The following is a 21,498-nucleotide window of genomic DNA, read 5'->3' as shown; positions in this document are numbered from 1 at the left end:
GTCAGGACACCAATCCGGTGAGTACGGCGAACGGGACCACCAGGTAGCCGGCGCAGAGCACGACGGCGAAGACCAGCGCGGCGGTACGGGCCCGGCGCTCGCCCCGGGGGGTCTGCTGGCCGAGGCTGCGCAACGCGGAGAACAGCCCGTGCCGCAGGTGGAAGCCGACGGTGACGATCGCCAGCGTGTAGAACAGCGTCACGTACCAGCGGTCCGGGGCGAAGTCGGCGACCACGTTGCCGTACGGGTTGCTGGCGTCGCCTACCGGGTTGAGGGTGCCGGTGGTCAGGTCCAGGATGTGGTAGATCACGAACAGCAGGATGATCACTCCGCCCCAGCGCATGGTGCGCGCGGCGTAGCTGCCCTGGACCTTCTTGCGGTGGGCGTAGCGCACCGGGCGGGCGGCGCGGGCCCGTACGGCCAGCACGGTCGCCGCCCAGATGTGCCCGATCACGGCCACCACCAGCGCGGTGCGCAGGATCCACAGGAACCAGACCCCGGGCAGCAGCGGCTTGCCGATGTCGCGCAACCAGTGGGCGTAGTGGTCGAACGAGGTCTCGCCGGTGAACACCTTGAGGTTGCCGAGCATGTGGGCGACGAGGAACAGCACGAGCATGATGCCCGTCACCGCCATGACGGCCTTGAGGCCGACGTTGGAGCGGATGGGCGACCGAGTTTTCGTGATTACCACCTGACCGACGCTAGGAGCCCGGCAATCAGTCGTCCAATGCATCGAACTCGCAGTCTCGATAGCCGTAAGCTATGAAGATGCAGCTCCATCAGCTGAGGTACTTCGTCGCGGTGGCTGAAGTACGACATTTCACCCAAGCCGCCGACATCGTCGGCATAACGCAGCCGTCGTTGAGTAAGCAAGTTCACGCTCTGGAGACCACCCTCGGTGCCCCCCTGTTCGAGCGGGTACGCGGCAACATCGCCCTCACCGCCGCCGGTGAGGTGCTGCTGCCGCTGGCCAAACGCATCCTCGCCGACGTCGACACCGCCACCCGGGAGGTGCAGGAACTCGTCGGCCTGCGCCGGGGCCGGGTCCGGCTCGGAGCCACCCCCAGCCTGGCCACCTCGCTCGCCCCGCCGGTGCTGCGCCGGTTCCGCGACGCCCACCCCGCCGTCGACCTGCGCGTCGAGGAGGGCGGCTCACAGGACCTCGTCCGCGACCTGCTGCGCGGCGACCTCGACCTCGCCCTGATCATCATGCCCGCGCAGGGGGCCGACCCCGGGCTGCGGGTCGACCCGATCCTGCGGGAGAGCCTGGTGATCGCCTCGGTGGAGCCGTTGCCCGCCGCGCTGGTCAGCGGCGAGCTGCGGATCACCGACCTGCGCGACCAGCCGCTGGTGATGTTCCGCGAGGGCTACGACCTGCGTGACGCCACCATCCAGGCGTGCCGGGAGGCCGGCTTCGAGCCCACCTTCTCGGTCGACGGCGGCGAGATGGACGCCGTGCTCAGCTTCGTCGAGGCCGGACTGGGCATCGCCCTGGTGCCGGGCATCGTGGTCAGCCGCCGCCCCGGCATCCGGGTCACCCGGCTCGCCCCGCCCGGGGTGCGCCGGACCATCGCGGTGGCCCGCCGCCGCGACGTCGTGCCCACCCACGCCGGGCGGGAACTGCGCCGCATCCTGCTCGACTACGTGCACGCGGCCACCAGCACCAGCGACCTGCCGCCGGGCGTGGAGCCGCTGCCCTGATCAGCGCCCCTCGGCGTCGTCCATCGCGCGGTAGATGCGCTGCTCGGAGACCGGGTAGGGGGTGCCGAGGGCCTGCGCGAAGACGTTCACCCGCAGCTCCTCGATCATCCAGCGGATCTGCCGCACCGGGGCCGAGGCGCGGCGGGCCGGGGGCAGCGCGGCCAGCAGGTCCCGGTACTCCTGCTGCACGGCGGCGATCCGGTCCTGCTGAGACTTGTCCCGCTGCGGGTTGGCGGTCAGCCGGTCCAGCCGGCGTTCCATCGCGGTCAGGTAGCGCAGCAGGTCGGGTAGCCGGGCGTAGCCGGCCTCGGTGACGAAACCGTCGTGCACCAGGCCGGTGAGCTGCTGGCGCAGGTCGGCCAGGGCGGCCACCACCGCCAGGTTGCGGGTCGCGCCGAGCCGCTGCTCCACCGCGTACGCGGCGGCGAGCACCTGACGCACCCGGCCCATCACCTCCACGACCGTGTCGACCAGATCGGCGCGGACCCGGTCGCGCAGCGCGGCGAAGCCGTCGGCGTCCCAGGCCGGCCCGCCCGCGTCGGCGACCAGCTTGTCGATGGCGGCCCCGGCGGCGTCGGCGATGAGCTGCTGCACCCCGCCGTGCGGGTTGCGGCTCAACGCCAGCTTCGCCTCGTTGCTGAGCCGTCCCTGCAGGAACTGCGCCGGTGACGGCACGGTCAGCCGCAACAGCCGCCTCGTGCCCGCCCAGTGCGCGGCGGCCTGCTCGGCCTCGGAGTCGAAGACCTTCACCCCGACCGTCGTGCCCTCGTCCACCAGCGCCGGATAGGCGGTCACCGCGTAGCCGGCCCGGACCTGCTCGACGGTGCGCGGCAGGGTGCCGATGGTCCACCCGGTCAGCCCGGTGCGGGCCAGCTCCGGCGCGGCGGCGGCCACCACCTGGCGTACCTCCTGGCGGAGTTGGCGTTGCAGGGCCGGCAGGTCCTTGCCCTCGGCGACCGGCTGGTCGGCGTCGCCGATCACCCGGAACGTCACCCGCAGGTGCGGCGGCAGCTTCGCCGGCTCCCACGCTTCCCGGGGCACGGTCACCCCGGTCATCCGGCGCAGTTGCCGGGCCAACGCGTCCAGCAGCGGCTCCTCGCCCGGGGTGATCGCGGCGAGCGCCGCGCGGGCGTGGTCGGGCACCGGGACGAAGTTGCGCCGGACCGCCTTGGGCAGCGTCCGGATCAGCGCGATCACCAGCTCCTCCCGCAGCCCCGGCACCTGCCAGTCGAAGCTCTCCGCCGGCACCTGGTTGAGCAGCGGCAGCGGGATGTCGACGGTGACGCCGTCGGTGGGCGCGGTCGGGTCGAAGGTGTACGTCAGCGGCAGGGTCACCCCGTCGGCCCGCCACTCATCCGGGAAGTCGGCCTCGTCGACCCCGCCCCGCCCGGCGTTGACCAGCAGTTCCCGGGTGAAGGTGAGCAGGTCGGGCTGCTGGCGGCGGGCCGTCTTCCACCAGGCGTCGAAGTGCCGGCCGGAGACCACGTCGGCGGGGATCCGCTGGTCGTAGAAGGCGAAGATGCTCTCGTCGTCGACCAGGATGTCCCGGCGGCGGGCCCGGTTCTCCAGTTCCTCGATCTCGGTGCGGAGCTTCTCGTTGTCCCGCCAGAACTGGTGGTGGGTCTGCCAGTCGCCCTCCACCAGGGCGTGCCTGATGAACAGCTCCCGGCTCAGCACCGGGTCGATCCGACCGAAGTTGACCTTGCGGGAGGTGACCAGCGGGACGCCGTACAGGGTGACCTTCTCGTAGGCCATCACGGCGGCCTGCTTCTTCTCCCAGTGCGGCTCGCTGTAGCTGCGTTTGACCAGGTGCTGGGCCAGCGGCTCGACCCACTCCGGCTCCACCCGCCCGGCGACCCGGCCCCACAGCCGGGAGGTCTCCACCAGTTCGGCGGCCATCACCCAGCGCGGCGGCTTCCTGAACAGCGCCGAACCGGGGAAGACCGCGAACTTCGCCCCCCGCGCGCCCAGGTACTCGTGCTTCTGGGCGTCCTTGAGCCCGATGTGCGACAGCAGGCCGGGCAGCAGCGACTGGTGCACCCTCGGGGTGTCGATCTCCTCCGGCAGGTCGGCGGTGACCCCGCGCCGGCCACCGTCGGCCGGGGGCTGCGCCGCGCCCCGCCGGCCCCGCCGCCCGTCGTCCTGTTCCGGGGTACGCAGCACCTGCCGCAACTGGGCGACGATGTCCTGCCACTCGCGCACCCGCAGGTAGTTGAGGTACTCCGCCCGGCACATCCGGCGGAACGCGCTGGACGACAGCTCCCGCTGCTGCTCGCGCAGGTACCGCCACAGGTTGAGGAACGACACGAAGTCCGATTCCCGGTCGGCGAACCGGGCGTGTGCCTGGTCGGCCTGGGCCTGCTTGTCCGCCGGCCGCTCCCGGGGGTCCTGGATCGACAGCGCGGCGGCGATCACCAGCACCTCGGTGGCGCAGCCGTTGCGTTCGCCCTCGATGACCATCCGGGCCAGCCGCGGGTCGACCGGGAGCTGGGCCAGCCGCCGGCCCAGCGGGGTGAGCCGCTTGGCCGGGTCGGTCTCGGTCGGGTCCAGCGCGCCCAGTTCGTGCAGCAGGTTGACCCCGTCGGTGACGTTGCGCCGGTCCGGCGGGTCGATGAACGGGAACGCGGCGAGGTCACCGAGGCCGATCGCGGTCATCTGGAGGATGACCGACGCGAGGTTGGTACGCAGGATCTCCGGGTCGGTGAACTCCGGCCGGGAGGCGAAGTCCTGTTCGTCGTAGAGCCGGATGCAGATGCCGTCCGAGGTCCGGCCGCAGCGGCCCTTGCGCTGGTTGGCCGACGCCTGGGAGACCGGCTCGATGGGCAGCCGCTGCACCTTGAGCCGGCTGGAGTAGCGGGAGATCCGGGCCGAACCCGGGTCCACCACGTACTTGATGCCGGGGACGGTCAGCGAGGTCTCCGCGACGTTCGTGGCGAGCACCACCCGGCGTCCGGCGTGCGGGGCGAAGACCCGGTGCTGCTCGGCGGCCGACAGCCGGGCGTACAGCGGCAGGATCTCGGTGCCGAGCAGCGCGCGTTTCGACTGGGTCAGCTTGCCCAGCGCCTCGGCGGTGTCCCGGATCTCGCGTTCGCCGCTGAGGAAGACCAGGATGTCCCCCGGCCCCTCGGCGGCCAGCTCCTGCACCGCGTCGCCGATCGCCTGGATCTGGTCGCGGACGTTCTCCTCGTCGTCGCCCTCGTCGTCGTCGCCCTCGGTGACCTCCACCAGCGGCCGGTACCGGACCTCCACCGGGTAGGTGCGCCCGGAGACCTCGACCACCGGCGCGGGCCGCCCGTCGGCGTCGGCGAAGTGCTTGGCGAACCGGTCGGTCTCGATGGTCGCCGAGGTGATGACCACCTTCAGGTCGGGACGCCTGGGGAGCAGCTGACGCAGGTAGCCGAGGATGAAGTCGATGTTGAGGCTGCGCTCGTGCGCCTCGTCGATGATCAACGTGTCGTACTGGCGCAGCATCCGGTCGGTCTGCAACTCGGCCAGCAGGATGCCGTCGGTCATCAGCTTGACCAGGCTGCGGTCGCTCACCTGGTCGGTGAAGCGCACCTTGTAGCCGACCACGTCGCCCAGCTCGGTGCCGAGCTCCTCGGCGATCCGGTCGGCGACCGTCCGGGCGGCCAGCCGGCGGGGCTGGGTGTGCCCGATCAGGCCGGTGATCCCGCGCCCCAGCTCCAGGCAGATCTTGGGTAGCTGGGTGGTCTTGCCGGAGCCGGTCTCGCCGGCCACGATCACCACCTGGTGATCGCGGATGGCGGCGGCGATGTCGTCGCGGCGTTCGCTGACCGGCAACTGCGCGGGGTACGTGATGGTCGGCACGGCGGCCCGCCGGGTGGCCAGCCGGCCCTCCGCCCGGGACACCTCGGCGGCGATCTCGGCCAGCGCCTCGTCGCGCCGCTGCGGGTCGCGCAGCCGGCGCACCCCGTCCAGCCGCCGCTGGAGGCGACGCTGGTCACGGAACATCAACGGGGTGAGCCGGCGGTGCAGCTCACGGGCGGTCGGGGCGTCGGCGGGCGCGGCGGGACCGGAGGCGGCTGGATTCTGCATGTCGTCGCCAAGGATAGGCAGCCGAGGGCCGGACCGCCCCCGGGTTACGCCCCGAGGCCCCACCGCCGCTGGTGAGGTGGGTGCCCCCGGCCGTCCCGGCGCAGGTCACGGGCCGGGTACGGGCGGGCGTGCGGCGCGGCGGGTCGGCGGTCACGTCCCCGGTGCGCTGCCCGGGGAACCGGCCGCCGCCGGGCTACGCTGAGCGCCGACGACGCGACCACGGGGGGCTGCCGGATGACGACGACGATGCTGGACACCGACCGCGCGCTGGTCCAGGCCGCCACGGCGGTCGCCAAGCTGCGCTGCCGCAGCGAGAACCACACCGTCGCGGCGGCGGCCCGGACCACCGACGGCCGGGTCTTCACCGGGGTGAACCTGTTCCACTTCACCGGCGGACCCTGCGCGGAGCTGGTGGCCATCGGTGCCGCCGCCACCCAGGGCGTGGGGGAGCTGGAGACCATCGTCGCGGTGGGCGACCGGGGGCGCGGGGTGATCCCGCCGTGCGGGCGGTGCCGGCAGGTGCTGCTCGACTACCACCCGACCATCCAGGTCATCGTCGGGCCGCTGGACGCGCTGCGCAAGGTGCCGGTGGCCGATCTGCTGCCGGACACCTACATCTGGGCCGAGCAGCGGCTCGACGCCTCCGCCATCGTCCGGACGGGGCACTGGCCGATGCCGACGGTCCCGGCGAGCCGCCCCGCCTCGGAGGACTGAGCCGTCGTCGTGCCGCCCGGCCGCCGACCGGAGCGGGCCGGGCGCGCGGTCAGCCGTCCTGGGCCGCCACGTTCAGGGAGAGGGCGCGGGTGCGGTCCATCAGCTCTGCCGCCTCGGCCGCGTCCCGGCCGATGCAGACCGCGCCGAACTTGCCGTAGGCGGGCAGCGCGCTGAGCATGTGCAGCACCGTGCCGGTCCGCCGGGTGTGGTCGTAGCGCAGCGGTGACCGCTCGACGGCGTCGATCAACCGGGCCGGGGCCAGCCCCACCAACGACGGGTCGGTGATCGAGTCCGACGCCTGGTAGACGCGCTCGGCGCGGCCGTCGGGAGTGTCGGTGAACAGCCTGCCGTCGGCGTCCGGCACGGTGTCGAGCAGCTGGCTGGCCATCACGAAACCGTGCTTGGTCCCCGTCGCGCGCAGGTTCAGCTCGCAGCCGAGCACCCGGAACGTGTCACCCCGGCGGGCGGCGATGAAGTCGACGCCGTAGTCCCCGGTGGTGACGCCCTGCGCCACGAGGTACCTGCCGACGCGCAGGCCGTACTCGACCACGGTGGCGCGGTAGGCGGCGTCGGCCGGGAACGAGCTGCCGACGTAGGTCAGGCCCGCCCCGCCGAGCACCTGGTCGTGGGTGGAGACGCACTCGACGGCACCGGCGGGGGTCACCCGCCCCTGGAAGCTGGGGCTGCGCAGCTCGTCGGCCTCGACGAACTCCTCGGCGACGATGCCGGCGTCAGGGATCAGGCCGGCGAACTCCGCCCAGCCCAGCCTGCCGTCGACGAGCCGGCTGCCGGGTAGCCGTTTGGCCACGGCGGTGACCACCCCGGCGCGGTCGGTGCCGGTGACGTCGGTGAGGTCGACGGTCGCGTTGCCCATCCCGGCGCCGTACGCGGTGCTGCTCAGCTTGAGCACCAGCCGGCGTCGCCCGGCCAGCACGAGGTCGGCTACCGCCTCGGCGAGCGTGTCGACGTCGTGGCACTCGGGGGTGCCCGCCGGCACCTCGATGCCGAGCGCCCGGAACATGTCCCGGCCGGCGCTCTTGGTGCCGAGCGGGATGTACCCGGCGTCGGCCTGGTCCCCCGGGACGCCGAGGTCGGCGGCGTAGTCCTGCAGGGCGCGGGACGGTTCGAAGTAGCTCAGCGCGACCTCGTCGCCCGCCTTCCGGGCGGCGGCGACGAAGTCGGCCACGCGCCCGCGCAGCCGGGCGGCCGCCGGGTTCGTCGCGTCGAGCAGCTTGTCGCTCAGCCAGCGGGGCGAGGAGTCGTCGAGGCTGCCGACGGCCACCCGGTCCCGGCGGGGGTCCCGCCCGTCGACCGGCTCCTGCGGCAGCAGCCCGAGGAAGTAGTCCACCTGACGGTCGGCGTCGATCATCCGGGGCGCGGTGACGTAGAGCAGCGAACCGCCGCCCCGGCAGACCACCGCGACGATCGCCGCCCCGACCGGCCGTTCGGGAAAAAGCGTCGATCCGCTCAACCGTTCCAACAGTTCGGGGCTGCATTCCCGGCTCTGCACGGAAACGACGGCACGACGGTTGCCGGTGACGGCCATCGCGATCATTCTCCTCGGCGGCGGAGGTCGACGGGCGGTCACACCACAGGTGGTGGCGTGACCGCCGTCCGACGGAAGGTGGGCCCGACCCTAACACCGCGACCGGCGTCCCGAGGTGACCCGCGGCCGCCCGCGATTCGGCTCCTCAGGGGGTGGTCAGTGCTTTCACCACCGCGAATGCGCCGTCCTGTTTGAGCACGGTGCGGTGGTACAGCTCGGTGTAGAAGGCGCAGAACAGCCGGTACACGTTGGTGATGTGTTCCACCACCCGACGCCGGTCGTCGTCGGTGTGCACGAACGTCATGAGCACGTCCCACACGAAATCGGTGTGGTCGTCCTCCAGGTCGTGGTTGACGTGCGCCTGCTGCCCCTTGGCCATGCCCGCGCCGAGCACCTGCTCGACGTTCTCGATCCAGTCCGGTTGGGTCATCAGCGAGACGTTCTCGATGAAGTACGAGCTGGACAGCGAGGCCAGCGGCCGGCCCTCGTGTTCGAGACCGTAGTAGAAGTAGCCCTGGAGCAGTTTGGTGGAGAACATCGGCTCGGTCGAGTAGATCTCCTCCCGGCTCACCCCGACCCGTTCCAGGTCCTTGGCGAACATCGAGTCGTGCAGCATCTCGTCCTCGGTGTACGCACACCACTTCTTGGCCAGCACCGGGTTGTGCTTGGTGAAGTAGTGGATCGTCAGCGCGTCGATCCACCGCTTCATCCGCAGCCGCAGAATGATCTCGATGACGTGGCGTTGGTAGTAGGCCATGTTGATGTCCCTGGCCCGGAAGAGGTGGTCCGCGCCCTCGACCTCGCGGTAGAACTGCTGCACCATCTGCCGCAGCAGTTCGTCGACCTCCTGCTTGAATGCGGCGTGCTCGTTGGTGGTCATGCGCTTGCCGGCCCCTGTCGTCGGTCGGACGCCGCGGCCGGAATCGCGTACTGCCGGCTGCGGCGGGTGATGGCGGTCTTGTCGGGAAGGTGGCGGTCCAGCATTTCCAGTCCGCGCGCGACGCGCCGGACCCGTTCGACGGTCCGTGCCTCACTCGGCGGGTCGTACGGGTGTTCCTGCACGCTCGCGCCCATCTTGAGCATCACCGGCGCGGCGATCTGGACGATCTCGGCCAGCTCGTAGAACCGGATGAAGCCGCCCTTGGTGCGGTAGACGTCGGTGGGCACGTCCATCGGCAGTTCGGGGTTGAGCCGCCGGATCTCCTGGATCATCGGCAGGCCCAGGTCGTGCGCCAGGGTGATGCTGTCGGCGCCGTTCTCGGCGAAGATCCGCGCCAGGAAGGGGTTCGTCGGCATGCAGTGGCTGGAGGTCTTGAAGACCAGGTCGGCCGGGAGCAGCCCGTCCGACCGCAGCTCCGCGAGCACCCGCAGCACGCCGATGTCGTAGACGGTGATGCCCCGGCAGCCGAGCGCCGCGAGCCGCAGCGCCTCGGCCACGCAGGCGCGGATGCCGTCGCTGTTGTTGATCTGCCGGCCCATCTCCAGGCCGAAGCCGGTGCGGTAGAAGGCGCTCCTGGTGTCGTACTCGGGGCGGGGGCCCAGGCTGACGACGATGCCGTGGTCGTTCTCCCGGCACAGCGCGAACATGTCGGTCAGTTCGGCGTCCGAGAGCAGGAAGGATCCCAGCGTCTCGTTGAACCGGGTGACCCGCACGCCGTGCTCGTTGAGCAGTTTGACCATGATTTCGAGGTCGCGCATCGAGTTCACCGCCGGGATCTCGACGCCGAACTGGCCGCCCCCGTCGAACTCGCCGGCCGAGCGGTGGAACGCGACGTTGTCGGTGAACGGGTAGCCCTTCCCGGCCAGCCAGTCCCGTGCCGTGCCGCCGGACATGGTTACGTCGTTCACGCGATCTCCTGTCGGGGTGCCGGATTCGGGGTGATGCGCAGCGCCGCGGCCAGTGCCGCCCGGGCGGCCGGGGTCGGGGCGTGCACCAGGCACAGCACCCGGTCGAACTCGCCGACCTCGGTGGCGAAGAATTCGTCGACGTGCCGGTTTCCGGAGCGTGGCCGGTACCGCCAGAAGTCGCTGCCGACCGTGCCGCCGCCGTGCACGACCACCCCGGTACGGGGATCGAACCGGCACTCCGGTGACAGTCGGGCGGCCACCCGGGCGGCCAGCCGGCGCACCTCGTCGGGGTCGGAACCGTCGAGGCGGGGATAGCAGCGGATGTCGTCGTGGACGGTGAACCGGCGCATCACCGTGTACGCCTTCGGCGTGTAGGTCTTCATCGCCACCAGTTCCGGAAAATCGCCGTGGCGGCGGGTGATTTCGCGGAACAGCCGGGAGACCAGACCGAAGGCGACGGTTCCCCCGTGGTGTTCCTCGGCGACCAGCAGGGTCTCGACGTAGGTGAAGGGCCGCTCGTCGGGGTCGCGTTCGGTGGCGGCGACGAGCCCGACGCACCCGTGGGCCGTCTCGGCCGCGACGAGGTGGTGGCTCTCCCGCAGGATGTGCTGCTTGGTGGTCAGGTAGTCGGCCACCCGGTGCCGGGGCATCGACCGGGCCAGGTCGGTGCGTATTCGGTGGACGAAATCAGGGGGGATCGATTCTGCCCCGGCGAAGTAGCGGAACCGGACGTCACTCATCGGGAATTCCACCTCCGATCGAACTGGTGCTTCCCTGCGCCATTACACATCGAGGTAGATGAACATGATTTCCGCAACACTCTACGGTCGGCGTCGGCTCTCATGGTGATCGGAACGGTCTTTGGAAAAGTCTGCAACGACGGACAGATCGGACGGCGACGCTGCCGTCCGATCTGTCTTAAACAGTTATGCAGGTCAATGGATAAGTGGATGTGCCGGAAGTGCGGTCAGGCGGCGGTGGACCAGATGGCCCGGAAGGCGGCCGCCTCGCCGGCCAGCCACTGCTCGACCTGCGCCGGCTTGACGTGCTCGGGCGTCCGGTGGGCCACCCCCCGCCGCACGTCGACCAGGACCGGCTCGGCGTGCGGCAGCACCGCGTCCATGTGCCGGGCCATCAGGTGCAGGGTGGCCAGGGCCGCCTCCTCGCTCGGCGGGGTCTCGTCGAAGTGCAGCCGCACCGCCTCGGCGTGGCCGTCGGCGTACCGGACGCCGAAGTGGGGGTTGATCTTGACGGGCAGGTCGCCGAGCATCGCGAGGGCGTCGCGGGTCTGCGCCAGGTCGACGCCGGCCGGCTCGCCGAGCGACTCCAGCCACGCCGTCGCGCCGGGCGTCAGTGCCTGGTAGAGCGGACGCCAGCGCGGCTTGACCAGGTCGGCCACCCCGGCCAGGTGGGTGCCGCCGGTGTGGAAGGCGATGTCGGCCTTGAGCGCCTTGACGAACTGGCCGTGCGGGTTGAAGCCGTGCCGGCTGGCCCGCTGCTTGCGCAGCCCGCCGACGAAGCTTGCCTTGGTGGGCCCGGTGCGGTCGACGTACCGCGTGAAACCGAGGAGGGTGGCGTACGGCGTGAGGGGGGCGTTGACGGGCGTAGTCACGAGCGTCCTCCCAGGTCAGGAACTCGATTAGTACATACATTCTAATCGACGGGGGTGACATCGCCCAGGGTTGGAGACCGCCGATCCTCCTCGCGTCCGCACCGCCGGCGGCTCCGTCGGCCGGTCCGGAGGCTCGGGTGCGTCGTGCTCCGCCGGGCCCCGAAGGCCGGCCGGCGTCGCCCTAGGGCCGGCCCGCGCCGGGACGGGGGGACACGCCTGCGCCCGGTACCCGGTCCGGGACGGCCAGGGCCGCCCGGATCGCGTCGAGCGTCCGTGCGACCGCCGCCGACTCGGCGAGGGACACGAGCCAGGTGCCCTCACCCCGGACCGCCGCGCCGAACGCCTCGACCATGAGGCGGTACGGGTCGGTGGCCGGGTAGTCGAACACCCGGGTGGCCGCGCCGCGCGGTGTCAGGAGCGCCGTGGCGGGCGCGGCGCCCGCGGTGAACGCCGGATGGGGCAGCCGCAGCACACCTGCCTCACCGTGCACCTCGAGGAGCTGGTCGTCGCCGCCGTCCAGCGCCGCGACGACGTCCACCGTCGTGCCGGTGCCGAAGGTCAGCCGCGCCCGGGTGGTGACGTCGGCGTCGCCGTCGTCCCACCGGACCGCCGTGGCGCTGACCTCCGTCGGTTGCCGCCAGCCCAGCGCCGACAGCGCCCCGGCGACGGCGTAACAACCGACGTCCCACAGCGCGCCACCGCCCAGGGCGGCCTGGCGTCGGTAGTTCCCCGGCGTCGGGGACGCACCGTGGAACCGGGCGACGACCCGTTGGACGCGACCGACCTCGCCGGCGGCGAGCAGCGTCTCCACCGTCCTGGTCCGGGGATGCCACCGGTTCCAGGCCGCCTCGACGAGCACGCGTCGCGCGGCCGTCGCCTCGCTGGTCATCGCGGCGACCTCGACGGCGGTCAGCCCGAGGGGCTTCTCGCACAGGACGTGCTTGCCGTGCCGCAGTGCCGCCCGGACCTGGGTCACGTGCGCCCGGTTGTGCAGGCAGACGTAGACCGCGTCCACGTCGGGATCGGACAGGAGCTGTTCGTAGTGGCGGTAGACCCGGGCCGGCCGCAGAACGGCGGCTCGCCGTTCGTCCCTGGCCGCGACGGCGTGCAGGGTGTGGCCGACCGCCGCCCGCACGGCCGGCCCCACGCTGGAGTGGGCGATCGAGCCGGCCCCGAGGAAGCCCCACCGGACGGTCACTGCCGCTCCCCCTCCATGCCGGCGACCAGGTCGATGACGAGGCTGCTCCAGCCGAACTGCCGGGCGGCGTGCCCGACCCCGTCGAACGGGCCGTAGCACTCCCGCATCCCGGACCGGGCGGTCATCTCCACGGTGCGCCGGGCGATCACCTCGGCGACTCTCCGGTAGCCGTGCCTGAGCAGCCCGTCGTGCAGGAACCAGTTCAGGTTGACCCAGCTCGAACCCCGGAAGATCGCTCCGGTCCGGAAGTCCGGGTCGAACGTCGGTTCGTCGACCGCCACGCTCGGCACCGGGAAGGCCGTCCAGAACTCCCGCTCGTTGAGCAGGTGCTCCTCGACCAGGCGGCGGGCCGTCGGGGCGGGGAGGTCCTCGAGGATCAGTGGGAACAGACTGCTGACGGTCAGGACCCGCACCGGTGTGCCGCGCACCACGTCGAGGTCCCAGAACACCCCCCGTTCCTCGTCCCAGCAGTGCCGGTGCAGGGCCGCGGTGATGGCGCGCGCGCGGTTGTCGAACACGTCGGCCACCCGCCCGGCCCTCGGGGACTGCCGGCACAGCCGGGCCGCCGCCCGGAGCCCGTCGGCGTAGATGCTGTTGAACAGCACGTCGTGCCAGACGAACCGGCGGGCCGCGAGAAGATCCGCCCCGCCGGTGGCCGTCGCGTACGAGTCGAGCAACCTGCGCATCGCGTCGTGCCAGTGCGGTGCCACGTCCCCGGTGGTGACGGTGAGCCCGATCGCCTCGTCGTACTTGGGGCTCGCGTCGAGGCCGGACTCGTCGGGCTGGTAGGTGAGCAGCAGGCCGGTGTGCGGACTGCTGCGGTGGGAACGCAGCCACTCGTAGAACGCCACCGTGCGGGGCAGGACGCCGGCCAGCCAGTCCCGGTCGCCGGTGGCGAGGAACACCCGTTCCACGCCCCGGGCGAGCACCGGCGGCGCGAGGGTCGCCGAGGTCCAGCCGGTCACCCGGATGCGGAAGTCCTCGACGGCGCGGGGCCGCAGGTCGTCCTGCCACAGCAGCATGTGCGGCAGGAATCCCTCCGGGCTCACCGCGGTGAGCAACGAGTCGAGTTCGGCCTGCGCCCGGCCCGGGTCGACGTGGGACAGCGCGATCGCGTGGAAGGCGCTGTCCCACGCCCACTGGAACGGGTACGTGTCCGGTGACGGGCAGGTGAACTGGAATTCGTGCCCGGCGCCGGCGGAGTAGCCGGTGCGACGATTGCCGCGCAGCATGTCGGTGGCGGCGGTGACCGCGGCGGCGGTCCCGTCGATGTCGGCGATCACCGGGCCACCAACTGCTGGTCGACGCCGGTGCGGGCGGGTCGCCGTGGGTCCCGGGCGAGCAGGAGCAGGAGTCCCGCCGCGGCGAGCAGGGCCAGGTCGACGCCGAAGGCCAGCCGGACGCCCAGCCGGTCCGCGAGCGTACCGAGCAGCAGCGGCGCGAGCATGATGCCCACACCGACGACGAGTTGGGTCCGCGCGGTCGCGTCGTCGCTGCGGTCGGGTACGGTCCCGACGGCCAGGGACAGCGCCAGGGGAAACAGGTTGGCCATGCCGAGGCCGAGCAGCAGCAGGGCCACGACCATCGGCACGAGGCTCGGCGACGCCCAGAGCGCGACGAACGCCACGGCGCTGACGCCCAGGGTGGCGAAGAGGACGTGTCGGGTCCGGCCCGGTCGGGAGGTGAGTCGGCTGCCGGTGAGCCGGCCGACGAGTTCCCCGACCGCGAACACGGTCATCACCGCCGCGGCGGTACCGGTGCCGACCCCGGCGACCTGGCGGAGCAGGGAGGCGCCGAAGAAGACGACGCAGAACTCCGCACCGACCACCAGACCGCAGACGGCGCACATCAGCCAGAACGTGCGGGGCAGCGGCGTCCGGCCGCCGGCCCGGCGGGGTGCGGAGCCGGGAGGCGCGTCGGCGAGGGACTCCGTGCGGTATCCGACCCGCAGCGCCAGCAGCGCGATGACCGGCAGGGCGAGGCTGACCTGCCAACTCGCCCCGGCGGCGTCGAGGGCGCCGACGAGGAGCGGGGCGAGTACGGCGGCGGCGCTGGCGCCGGCGTTGGCCTCCACGAGCGACCGGTCCCGCCGTGGACCGTGCCGGTCGGCGAGCAGGGCGAGTGCCATGATCTGGAGGAAGACCCCGCCGACCCCGAGCACCGCCGTGGCCGGGAGGGTGACGACGGGGGTACGGCCCACCGCCAGGGCGACCGCGCCGGCGGCGACGGCAGCCGAGGCCGCCCAGAGCAGCCGTCGCCTGCCGAACGTGGCCACCAGCCGGCCGAAGAGCAGGCCGGGAACCAGCACGCCTGCGGCGAACACCGTGGAATGGACACCGATCATCGCGTACGGGAGATCCAGGTCCCGGCGCAGCAGGGTCAGCATCGGCCCGAGGGCGTACAGCACGTAGGCGTAGACGGCCAGGATGGCGAACGCCAGCCAGGTGACCCGGTCGCGGGTGTAGGCGGCCTCGGATTTCATCACATTTTTCCGAGGAGCATGCCGGTGTCGGCGGCGGCGTGTGCGAGCGGGGACAGCCGCAGACACGTCTTCATGGAATCGCCCTGCCCGTAGCTCTCGAACGCCCCCACCACGGCCGGCGGGTCATAGAAGGAAATGCGGTGGCTGACCACCGGTGCGGCGTCGACCAGACCGGATTCGAGAAGCCGTACGGCGATGTTCGCGACGTGCGCCGAGCGGGCCATCGGAAAGAGGCGTACGTCGAACGGGGTGGCCCGGATGTTGAGCCCTTTCGCCAGAATGAGCCAGGTGTTGATCTGTTGCCGTACGCCGGTCGCGCCGTAGACGACGTAGGTGCCGCCGGGACGCAGCAGTCCCATGGCCAGTTCGCGTACGTCCTTGCCGTGTCCGTCGACGGCCACGTGGGGCAGCGCGTCGAACACGTAGTCCGCGTACTGGTCGTGGTTCTCCCGTACGAACGTCTCCAGCGCCTCGGCCGCCGTCGAGGTGTTGAACCCCAGCGACGCCCCGGAGTTCAGCGCGACCTTCAGGCGGTATTCGTTACGGTCGACGACGGTGACCGAGCGGGCGCCCACGTAGCGGGTCAGGACCTGCGTCGCGAGCACCGCGCTCGGACCGCAGCCGAGGACCACGCACACGTCGCCGGGCCGGGGCGGGTTGACCAGGATCGAGCGGAGCACCGAGGTCAACGGCTCGATGATGGTGGCGGCGTCCCAGGACAGGGCGTCCGGCACGAGGACCGCGGCGGACTGGTCGGCGTCGTAGAAGTTCCGTTCGGTGTACCACGCCGTCTCGGCGGCGACCTGGTGGCCGAAGATCGGTCGGATGGCCCGGTACTCGGCCATGCCGCCGAAGTCCGTCTGACCCCAGTAGCAGACCCGCTGCCCGATCTCGACCACTCCCTTGAGTGAGCTGCCGATGCCGACGACCTCACCGACGTACTCGTGACCGGGCACGATCGGCCAGGTTTCGGGGAAGAGGTGTCCCCGGAAGTACGAGACGTCGGTCGAACAGATCGACACCGATTCCGTGCGGAGCAGGATCTCGTCTGCGCCATAAATGAGATCGGGTTGCTCGGTGGACTCCAGAACACCCGGCCCATACATGACATACGCCTGCATCGAACCTCCCCAGGTGAATTCCTGTGACAATGGGCCGGCACTCGGCGCCCACTGTTTCTTAATGAAGGGTAGGGTCGGCTTTCTATTTGCAGCTAGCCGGTCCCGCTGTGTGCTGGGTCACATTTATGGGCGTTGTTCCGGGAATGCTGAAATGCCGGCGCGGGGCCGGTGGCGTTAATGTGGTTCCGTCATTTTCTGTGCTGGGAAATGCGGGGGCGTGCGGTTGCCTTCTATTAGTGGACCGCGGATCGTGTGCCGAATTGTTTCCGACACGTATTCATCGGGTTGGCCGCGTATTGCATCCGTGATTGTCGGCGGTTTCCGTCGAGCGGGCGCGCAGGTCGTCGAGGATGTCGGCGGTGGCGGTGGCACCGAACCTGGTGACGCCGATCTCGGCCATCTCCAGCAGCAGGTCCAGGGTGCGGACCCCGCCGGCCGCCTTCACGCCCACGCCGGGCGGCACGGTCGCCCGCATGAGACGCAGGTCGTCCAGGGTCGCGCCGCCGGGTGCGAACCCCGTGGAGGTCTTGACGAAGTCCGCGCCGGCCTGCACGGCGAGCAGGCACCCCCGGACCTTCTCGTCCGTGTCCAGGTAGGCGTTCTCCAGGATCACCTTCACCCGGGCGACGTCGGTCGCCTCCCGGACGACCGCCTCGATGTCGGCGAGGACGTCGTCGTCCCGGCACTGCCGGAGCCATCCGATGTTGATCACCATGTCGATCTCGCGGGCGCCGTCGCTGAGCGCGGCGGCGGTCTCGGCCGCCTTGATCCGGCTGGTGCTGCTGCCGTGCGGAAAGCCGACGACGGTGCCGACCATGACGTCCGAGCCGGCCAGCACGCTGGCGGCGAACGGGACGTCGGCCGGCTTGACGCACACCGATGCGACGTCGTAGCGCAGGGCCAGCTCGCAGCCGGCACCCACCTCCGTGACGGTGAGTTCGGGCCGCAGCAGCGAGTGATCGATCATCTTCGCGACCCGGTCCACCGAGACGTTCGCTGGCGTGGGGGCTGAACTCACGGTGTTCACCTTTCGTCAGGGCCGGGATCGCCGGTCCACTACGCCTTCGGGCCGGGCCGCGTCTGCGAGTTGTCGTGGTCCACCGAGAACGCGACCTCCAGGGAGTACCGCGCGCCGACGTACCGGGACTGGGTCAGCTCCAGCGGTTTGTCGTCCTGGTCGAGCACCAGACGGTTCTCGACCAGGAGGGCGGTGCCGGGGGTCACGTCGAGGAGCCGGCAGTCGTCCTCGCCGGCGGCGTGCGCCTCGACCGTGGCGTACCCGCGCATCGGCACCCGACCGAGGCGGATCAGCGTCTCGTGCAGCGACCGGTCCGTCAGGTCGACGGCCAGCAGGTCGCGGACGTGCGGCGGGAAGGTCGCCTGTTCCAGGGCGACCGGCACCCCGTCGGCCAGGCGCACCCGCTCGATGGCCACCACCTCGGCGTCGGCCGCCAGCCGCAGCCGGCTCACCTCACCGGGCTCGGCCGGCCGGAGGCGGGCGGAGACGACCCGCGACGAGGGGACCCGCCCCTGCCGGCGCATCTCGCTGCTGAACCGCACGAGGGTGTCGGCGCGGCGCTGCGCCACCGGCGGTGCGACGAACGTCCCCCGGCCCGCCTGTCGGTAGACCAGACCCTCGGCCACCAGCCGTTGCACGGCGGCGCGGGCGGTCATCCGGCTCACCCCGAACTGCTCCGTGAGGGCGGCCTCGGACGGCAGCGGCTCGTGCGGTTGCATCGACCGGATCCGCGACTTCAGTTCCTGCTCGATCAGGTAGTACCTCGGCGCGAAGCTGGTCTCTTGCGGAAGTCTCCCCGTCACGGTCCGTACTGTACGCCATCTAGCTGTCTAGTCAACTAGCCGTCACCAGGGCCGATCGGCCGGCCCGACGCCACGGGCGTCCGACCCGGCGCTACAACTGCCCGACGTCCGTCACCCGCACCACGGCGGCCCCCACCTCGTCCGAGGCGGCCAGGTCGACCTCGGCGCTGATCCCCCAGTCGTGGTCGCCCTCCGGGTCGTCCAGGATCTGCCGGACGGTCCACTTCTCCCGCCCCTGCTCGATCATGAGCAGCGCCGGCCCGCGCGCGTCCGGCCCCACCCCGATCCCGTCGTACGCCGCGAAGTACGGCTCCAGCGCCTCCGCCCAGGCGTCGGCGTCCCACCCGGACGCCCCGTCCAGCTCGCCCAGGTCCCACCAGCGGCGCAGGGCGGCCAGCTCGACCCGGCGGAACAACGCGTTGCGGACCAGCACCCGGAAGGCGCGGGCGTTGCGGGTCACCGCCGGCACCCGCTCCTCAAGCGACGCGTGCGCCTGGGCGGCGTCCGCGACGTCGGCGGGGTTGCGCAGCCGCTCCCACTCGTCGATCAGGCTGGAGTCGACCTGCCGGACCAGCTCGCCCAGCCACTCGATGAGGTCGACCAGCTCCTCGGTCTTGGCGTCCTCGGGCACGGTCTGCCGCAGCGTCTTGTACGCGTCGGCGAGGTAGCGCAGCACCAGGCCCTCGGAGCGGGTCAGCCCGTAGAACTGCACGTACTCGCCGAAGGTCATCGCGCGTTCGTACATGTCCCGCACCACGGACTTGGGGGAGAGCTGGTGGTCGGCGACCCAGGGGTGCCCCTGCCGGTACATCTCGTACGCGGCGTGCAGCAGCTCCGCCAGCGGCTTGGGCCAGGTCACCTCGTCGAGCAGTTCGATGCGGGCCTCGTACTCGATGCCCTCGGCCTTCATCGCGGCCACCGCCTCGCCGCGCGCCTTGAACTGCTGCGCGGAGAGCACCTGGCGCGGGTCGTCGAGGATCGACTCGATCACGCTCAACACGTCCAGGGCGTACGACGGGGAGTCGGCGTCGAGCAGTTCGATGGCGGCCAGGGCCAGCGGCGACAGCGGCTGGTTCAGCGCGAAGTCGAGCTGGAGGTCGACGGTGAGCCGGACCCGGCGGCCCGTCTCGTCGGGCTCGTCGAGCTGTTCGACCACCCCGCCGGCCCGCAGCGCCCGGTAGATGGCGATCGCCCGGCGGATGTGCCGGCGCTGGGCGGCGGCGTCCTCGTGGTTGTCGGTGAGCAGGTGCCGCATCGAGGCGAACGCGTCACCCGGGCGGCCGATCACGTTGAGCAGCATCGAGTGGCTGACCTGGAAGCTGGAGGTCAACGGCTCCGGCTCGGCCTCGACCAGGCGCTGGAACGTCGGCTCGCCCCAACCGACCGAGCCCTCCGGTGGCTTCTTCTTCACCACCTTGCGCCGCTTCTTCGGGTCGTCACCGGCCTTAACCAGGGCCTTCTCGTTGTCGATCACGTGCTCGGGGGCCTGCACCACCACCCGCCCGAGGGTGTCGAAGCCGGCCCGCCCGGCCCGGCCGGCGATCTGGTGGAACTCGCGGGCCTTGAGCAGCCGGGTGCGCACCCCGTCGTACTTGCTCAGGCCGGTGAACAGCACCGTGCGGATCGGCACGTTGATGCCCACGCCCAACGTGTCGGTGCCGCAGATGACCTTCAGCAGCCCGGCCTGGGCCAGCGTCTCGACGAGCCGGCGGTACTTGGGCAGCATCCCGGCGTGGTGCACGCCGATGCCGTGCCGCACCAGCCTCGACAGCGTCTTGCCGAAGCCGGAGGTGAACCGGAAGCTGCCGATCGCGGCGGCGATCATGTCCTTCTCGGCCCGGGTGCAGACGTTCACGCTCATCAGCGCCTGGGCGCGTTCCAGCGCGGCGGCCTGGGTGAAGTGCACCACGTACACCGGGGCCTGCTTGGTCTCCAGCAGCTCTTCGAGGGTCTCGTGCAGCGGCGTCATCGCGTACGAGAAGATCAGCGGGACCGGCCGCTCGGCCGACCGGACGACGGCGGTCGACCGGCCGGTACGCCGGGTCAGGTCGTCGACGAACCGGGTGGTGTCGCCCAGGGTGGCCGACATCAGCACGAACTGCGCCTGCGGCAGCTCGATGATCGGCACCTGCCAGGCCCAGCCCCGGTCCGGCTCGGCGTAGAAGTGGAACTCGTCCATCACCACCTGGCCGACGTCGGCCCGGGTCCCCTCGCGCAGGGCCAGGTTGGCCAGGATCTCGGCGGTGCAGCAGATGATCGGGGCGTCGGCGTTGACGCTGGCGTCGCCGGTCAGCATGCCGACGTTCTCCGCGCCGAACACCTCGCAGAGCGCGAAGAACTTCTCCGACACCAGGGCCTTGATCGGCGCGGTGTAGAAGCTCGTCCGGTCGTCGGCCAGGGCGGTGAAGTGCGCCGCGATCGCGACCAGGCTCTTGCCCGAACCGGTAGGGGTATTCATGATCACGTTCGCGCCGGAGACGATCTCGATGATCGCCTCCTCCTGGTGCGGATAGAGGTCCAGGCCGCGCGCGGACGCCCAGCCGGCGAACGCGTCGAAGAGGGTGTCGGGGTCGGCGCTTCGAGGCAGCGCGGCAGTCAGCGTCATAGCGCCCCCCATCGTGCCCGCACCACCACCCCGTACGCCAACCGGGCCGCCCGGCCGAAGCACCGGTGGGGCGAGGTGGCGGTATCGCCAGCGGTCGGACACCGCCGGACGGGCGACACAGCAGGCTCAGCGGCGGCGGTGGACCAGGTCGAAGACCGCACGGCCGGCGGTCAGGGCCCGCCGCTCGAACTTGGTCACCGGGCGGTGGGCGGGCCGGGGAGCGTACCCGCCGTGCACGTCGACCAGCTCCGGGTCGGCGGTCAGCGTCGAGCGCATCGACTCGGCGTACTCGGCCCAGTCGGTGGCGCAGTGCAGCGTCCCGCCGCCGGCCAGCCGGGACCGCAGCAACGCCACGTGCTCCGGCTGGATGATCCGCCGCTTGTGGTGCCGCGACTTGGGCCACGGGTCGGGGAAGAACACATGCACCGCGTCCAGGCAGCTCTCCGGCATGGCCCGGACCAGGTCCAGCGCGTCACCCTGGGCGACCCGGACGTTGCCCAGGCCGTGGCGCTGCACCAGGTCGAGCAGGTTGGCGATGCCCGGGGTGTGCACCTCGACCGCCAGGTAGTCCCGGTCCGGGTCGGCGGCGGCCATCGCCGCGGTGGCGTCACCCATCCCGGAACCGATCTCCAGCACCACCGGCGCGCCCCGACCGAAGAACCCGGCCGGATCGACCGGCCCGTCGAGGTCGGCGATCTCGATCCCGTACGCCGGCCGCAGCCGGGCCAGCGCGTCGGTCTGCCGGCTGGTCATCCGGCCCCGTCGGGGGTGGAAGGTGCGGATCGTCCCGGTGC

General features: G+C 71.5%; 17 protein-coding genes. 2 read left to right on the top strand and 15 right to left on the bottom strand.

What is annotated here, in order from left to right; all coding sequences use genetic code 11:
• Position 1 precedes the first annotated feature (1 nt).
• Positions 2–733, bottom strand: a complete 732-nt coding sequence (locus tag B5D80_RS24380) for a succinate dehydrogenase cytochrome b subunit (protein ID WP_088646261.1) — start codon at positions 731–733, stop codon at positions 2–4.
• Positions 734–762: 29 nt separating this feature from the next.
• On the opposite strand from B5D80_RS24380, the gene B5D80_RS24375 reads away from it, so the two are divergent.
• Positions 763–1,701: a LysR family transcriptional regulator gene (locus B5D80_RS24375; protein ID WP_088646260.1), complete on the top strand. Its 939-nt coding sequence runs from the start codon at positions 763–765 to the stop codon at positions 1,699–1,701.
• On the opposite strand, the gene hrpA is transcribed toward B5D80_RS24375, so the two are convergent.
• Positions 1,702–5,757: an ATP-dependent RNA helicase HrpA gene (gene hrpA / locus B5D80_RS24370; protein ID WP_088646259.1), complete on the bottom strand. Its 4,056-nt coding sequence runs from the start codon at positions 5,755–5,757 to the stop codon at positions 1,702–1,704. It lies immediately after the preceding gene.
• A 234-nt stretch (positions 5,758–5,991) separates the two neighbouring features.
• Between hrpA and B5D80_RS24365 the strand changes: the two genes are divergently transcribed.
• The gene (locus B5D80_RS24365) at positions 5,992–6,471 is read left to right on the top strand and encodes a cytidine deaminase family protein (RefSeq protein ID WP_088646258.1); all 480 of its coding nucleotides are present in this window, start codon (positions 5,992–5,994) and stop codon (positions 6,469–6,471) included.
• Between the two features lie 49 nt (positions 6,472–6,520).
• Here B5D80_RS24365 and B5D80_RS24360 read toward each other — a convergent pair whose 3' ends face one another.
• The 13 genes from B5D80_RS24360 to trmB form a co-directional block, all read right to left on the bottom strand.
• Entirely contained in the window at positions 6,521–8,017 is a 1,497-nt protein-coding gene (locus B5D80_RS24360) for a peptide ligase PGM1-related protein (RefSeq protein WP_144081752.1), read from the bottom strand.
• 145 nt (positions 8,018–8,162) lie between these two features.
• Positions 8,163–8,897, bottom strand: coding sequence for an iron-containing redox enzyme family protein (locus B5D80_RS24355; protein ID WP_088646256.1), 735 nt, complete (start codon positions 8,895–8,897; stop codon positions 8,163–8,165).
• On the bottom strand, positions 8,894–9,865 hold the full coding sequence (locus B5D80_RS24350; RefSeq protein WP_211291630.1) for a U32 family peptidase: 972 nt from the start codon (positions 9,863–9,865) through the stop codon (positions 8,894–8,896). Before B5D80_RS24350 ends, B5D80_RS24355 begins: the two co-directional genes overlap by 4 nt.
• On the bottom strand, positions 9,862–10,605 hold the full coding sequence (locus tag B5D80_RS24345) for a hypothetical protein (protein WP_088646254.1): 744 nt from the start codon (positions 10,603–10,605) through the stop codon (positions 9,862–9,864). The genes B5D80_RS24350 and B5D80_RS24345 overlap by 4 nt, the downstream gene beginning before the upstream one ends.
• Positions 10,606–10,832: 227 nt before the next feature.
• Positions 10,833–11,477 (bottom strand): hypothetical protein, encoded by a 645-nt coding sequence (locus B5D80_RS24340; protein WP_088646253.1) that lies wholly within the window; start codon positions 11,475–11,477, stop codon positions 10,833–10,835.
• A gap of 181 nt (positions 11,478–11,658) precedes the next feature.
• Entirely contained in the window at positions 11,659–12,675 is a 1,017-nt protein-coding gene (locus B5D80_RS33465) for a Gfo/Idh/MocA family protein (RefSeq protein WP_158224231.1), read from the bottom strand.
• Positions 12,672–13,958 carry an amylo-alpha-1,6-glucosidase gene (locus B5D80_RS33060; protein ID WP_144081750.1) on the bottom strand — a complete coding sequence of 429 codons (1,287 nt, stop codon included), beginning with the start codon at positions 13,956–13,958 and terminating at the stop codon, positions 12,672–12,674. The genes B5D80_RS33465 and B5D80_RS33060 overlap by 4 nt, the downstream gene beginning before the upstream one ends.
• A complete protein-coding gene (locus B5D80_RS24330; protein WP_088646252.1) occupies positions 13,955–15,157 on the bottom strand; it encodes an MFS transporter in 1,203 nt (400 codons plus the stop codon). Before B5D80_RS24330 ends, B5D80_RS33060 begins: the two co-directional genes overlap by 4 nt.
• On the bottom strand, positions 15,157–16,278 hold the full coding sequence (locus B5D80_RS24325) for a zinc-dependent alcohol dehydrogenase (protein ID WP_088646251.1): 1,122 nt from the start codon (positions 16,276–16,278) through the stop codon (positions 15,157–15,159). The genes B5D80_RS24330 and B5D80_RS24325 overlap by 1 nt, the downstream gene beginning before the upstream one ends.
• 277 nt (positions 16,279–16,555) lie before the next feature.
• The gene (gene deoC, locus B5D80_RS24320) at positions 16,556–17,296 is read right to left on the bottom strand and encodes a deoxyribose-phosphate aldolase (protein WP_245854951.1); all 741 of its coding nucleotides are present in this window, start codon (positions 17,294–17,296) and stop codon (positions 16,556–16,558) included.
• A gap of 38 nt (positions 17,297–17,334) precedes the next feature.
• Positions 17,335–18,099 carry a GntR family transcriptional regulator gene (locus B5D80_RS24315; protein WP_245854950.1) on the bottom strand — a complete coding sequence of 255 codons (765 nt, stop codon included), beginning with the start codon at positions 18,097–18,099 and terminating at the stop codon, positions 17,335–17,337.
• A 91-nt stretch (positions 18,100–18,190) separates the two neighbouring features.
• Positions 18,191–20,704 (bottom strand): DEAD/DEAH box helicase, encoded by a 2,514-nt coding sequence (locus B5D80_RS24310; RefSeq protein ID WP_088646250.1) that lies wholly within the window; start codon positions 20,702–20,704, stop codon positions 18,191–18,193.
• A 126-nt stretch (positions 20,705–20,830) separates the two neighbouring features.
• Positions 20,831–21,457 (bottom strand): tRNA (guanosine(46)-N7)-methyltransferase TrmB, encoded by a 627-nt coding sequence (trmB, locus tag B5D80_RS24305; RefSeq protein WP_425437249.1) that lies wholly within the window; start codon positions 21,455–21,457, stop codon positions 20,831–20,833.
• Positions 21,458–21,498: the final 41 nt, after the last annotated feature.

This window comes from Micromonospora wenchangensis (genome assembly GCF_002210435.1).
GTDB classification, from domain to species: Bacteria; Actinomycetota; Actinomycetes; order Mycobacteriales; family Micromonosporaceae; genus Micromonospora; species Micromonospora wenchangensis.
Note: the sequence above shows the minus strand (reverse complement) of the source record. Positions and strands in the feature narration are given on the sequence as shown.

Bases quoted from the DNA above. Each gene is read 5' to 3' on its own strand.
- B5D80_RS24325 (WP_088646251.1), bottom strand. From the start codon at position 16,278: ATGCAGGCGTATGTCATGTATGGGCCGGGTGTTCTGGAGTCCACCGAG.
- B5D80_RS24380 (WP_088646261.1), bottom strand. From the start codon at position 733: ATGCATTGGACGACTGATTGCCGGGCTCCTAGCGTCGGTCAGGTGGTA.
- B5D80_RS24355 (WP_088646256.1), bottom strand. From the start codon at position 8,897: ATGACCACCAACGAGCACGCCGCATTCAAGCAGGAGGTCGACGAACTG.
- B5D80_RS24330 (WP_088646252.1), bottom strand. From the start codon at position 15,157: ATGAAATCCGAGGCCGCCTACACCCGCGACCGGGTCACCTGGCTGGCG.
- B5D80_RS24310 (WP_088646250.1), bottom strand. From the start codon at position 20,704: ATGACGCTGACTGCCGCGCTGCCTCGAAGCGCCGACCCCGACACCCTC.
- B5D80_RS24345 (WP_088646254.1), bottom strand. From the start codon at position 10,605: ATGAGTGACGTCCGGTTCCGCTACTTCGCCGGGGCAGAATCGATCCCC.
- trmB (WP_425437249.1), bottom strand. From the start codon at position 21,457: ATGACCAGCCGGCAGACCGACGCGCTGGCCCGGCTGCGGCCGGCGTAC.
- B5D80_RS24360 (WP_144081752.1), bottom strand. From the start codon at position 8,017: ATGGCCGTCACCGGCAACCGTCGTGCCGTCGTTTCCGTGCAGAGCCGG.
- B5D80_RS24365 (WP_088646258.1), top strand. From the start codon at position 5,992: ATGACGACGACGATGCTGGACACCGACCGCGCGCTGGTCCAGGCCGCC.
- hrpA (WP_088646259.1), bottom strand. From the start codon at position 5,757: ATGCAGAATCCAGCCGCCTCCGGTCCCGCCGCGCCCGCCGACGCCCCG.
- B5D80_RS24375 (WP_088646260.1), top strand. From the start codon at position 763: ATGAAGATGCAGCTCCATCAGCTGAGGTACTTCGTCGCGGTGGCTGAA.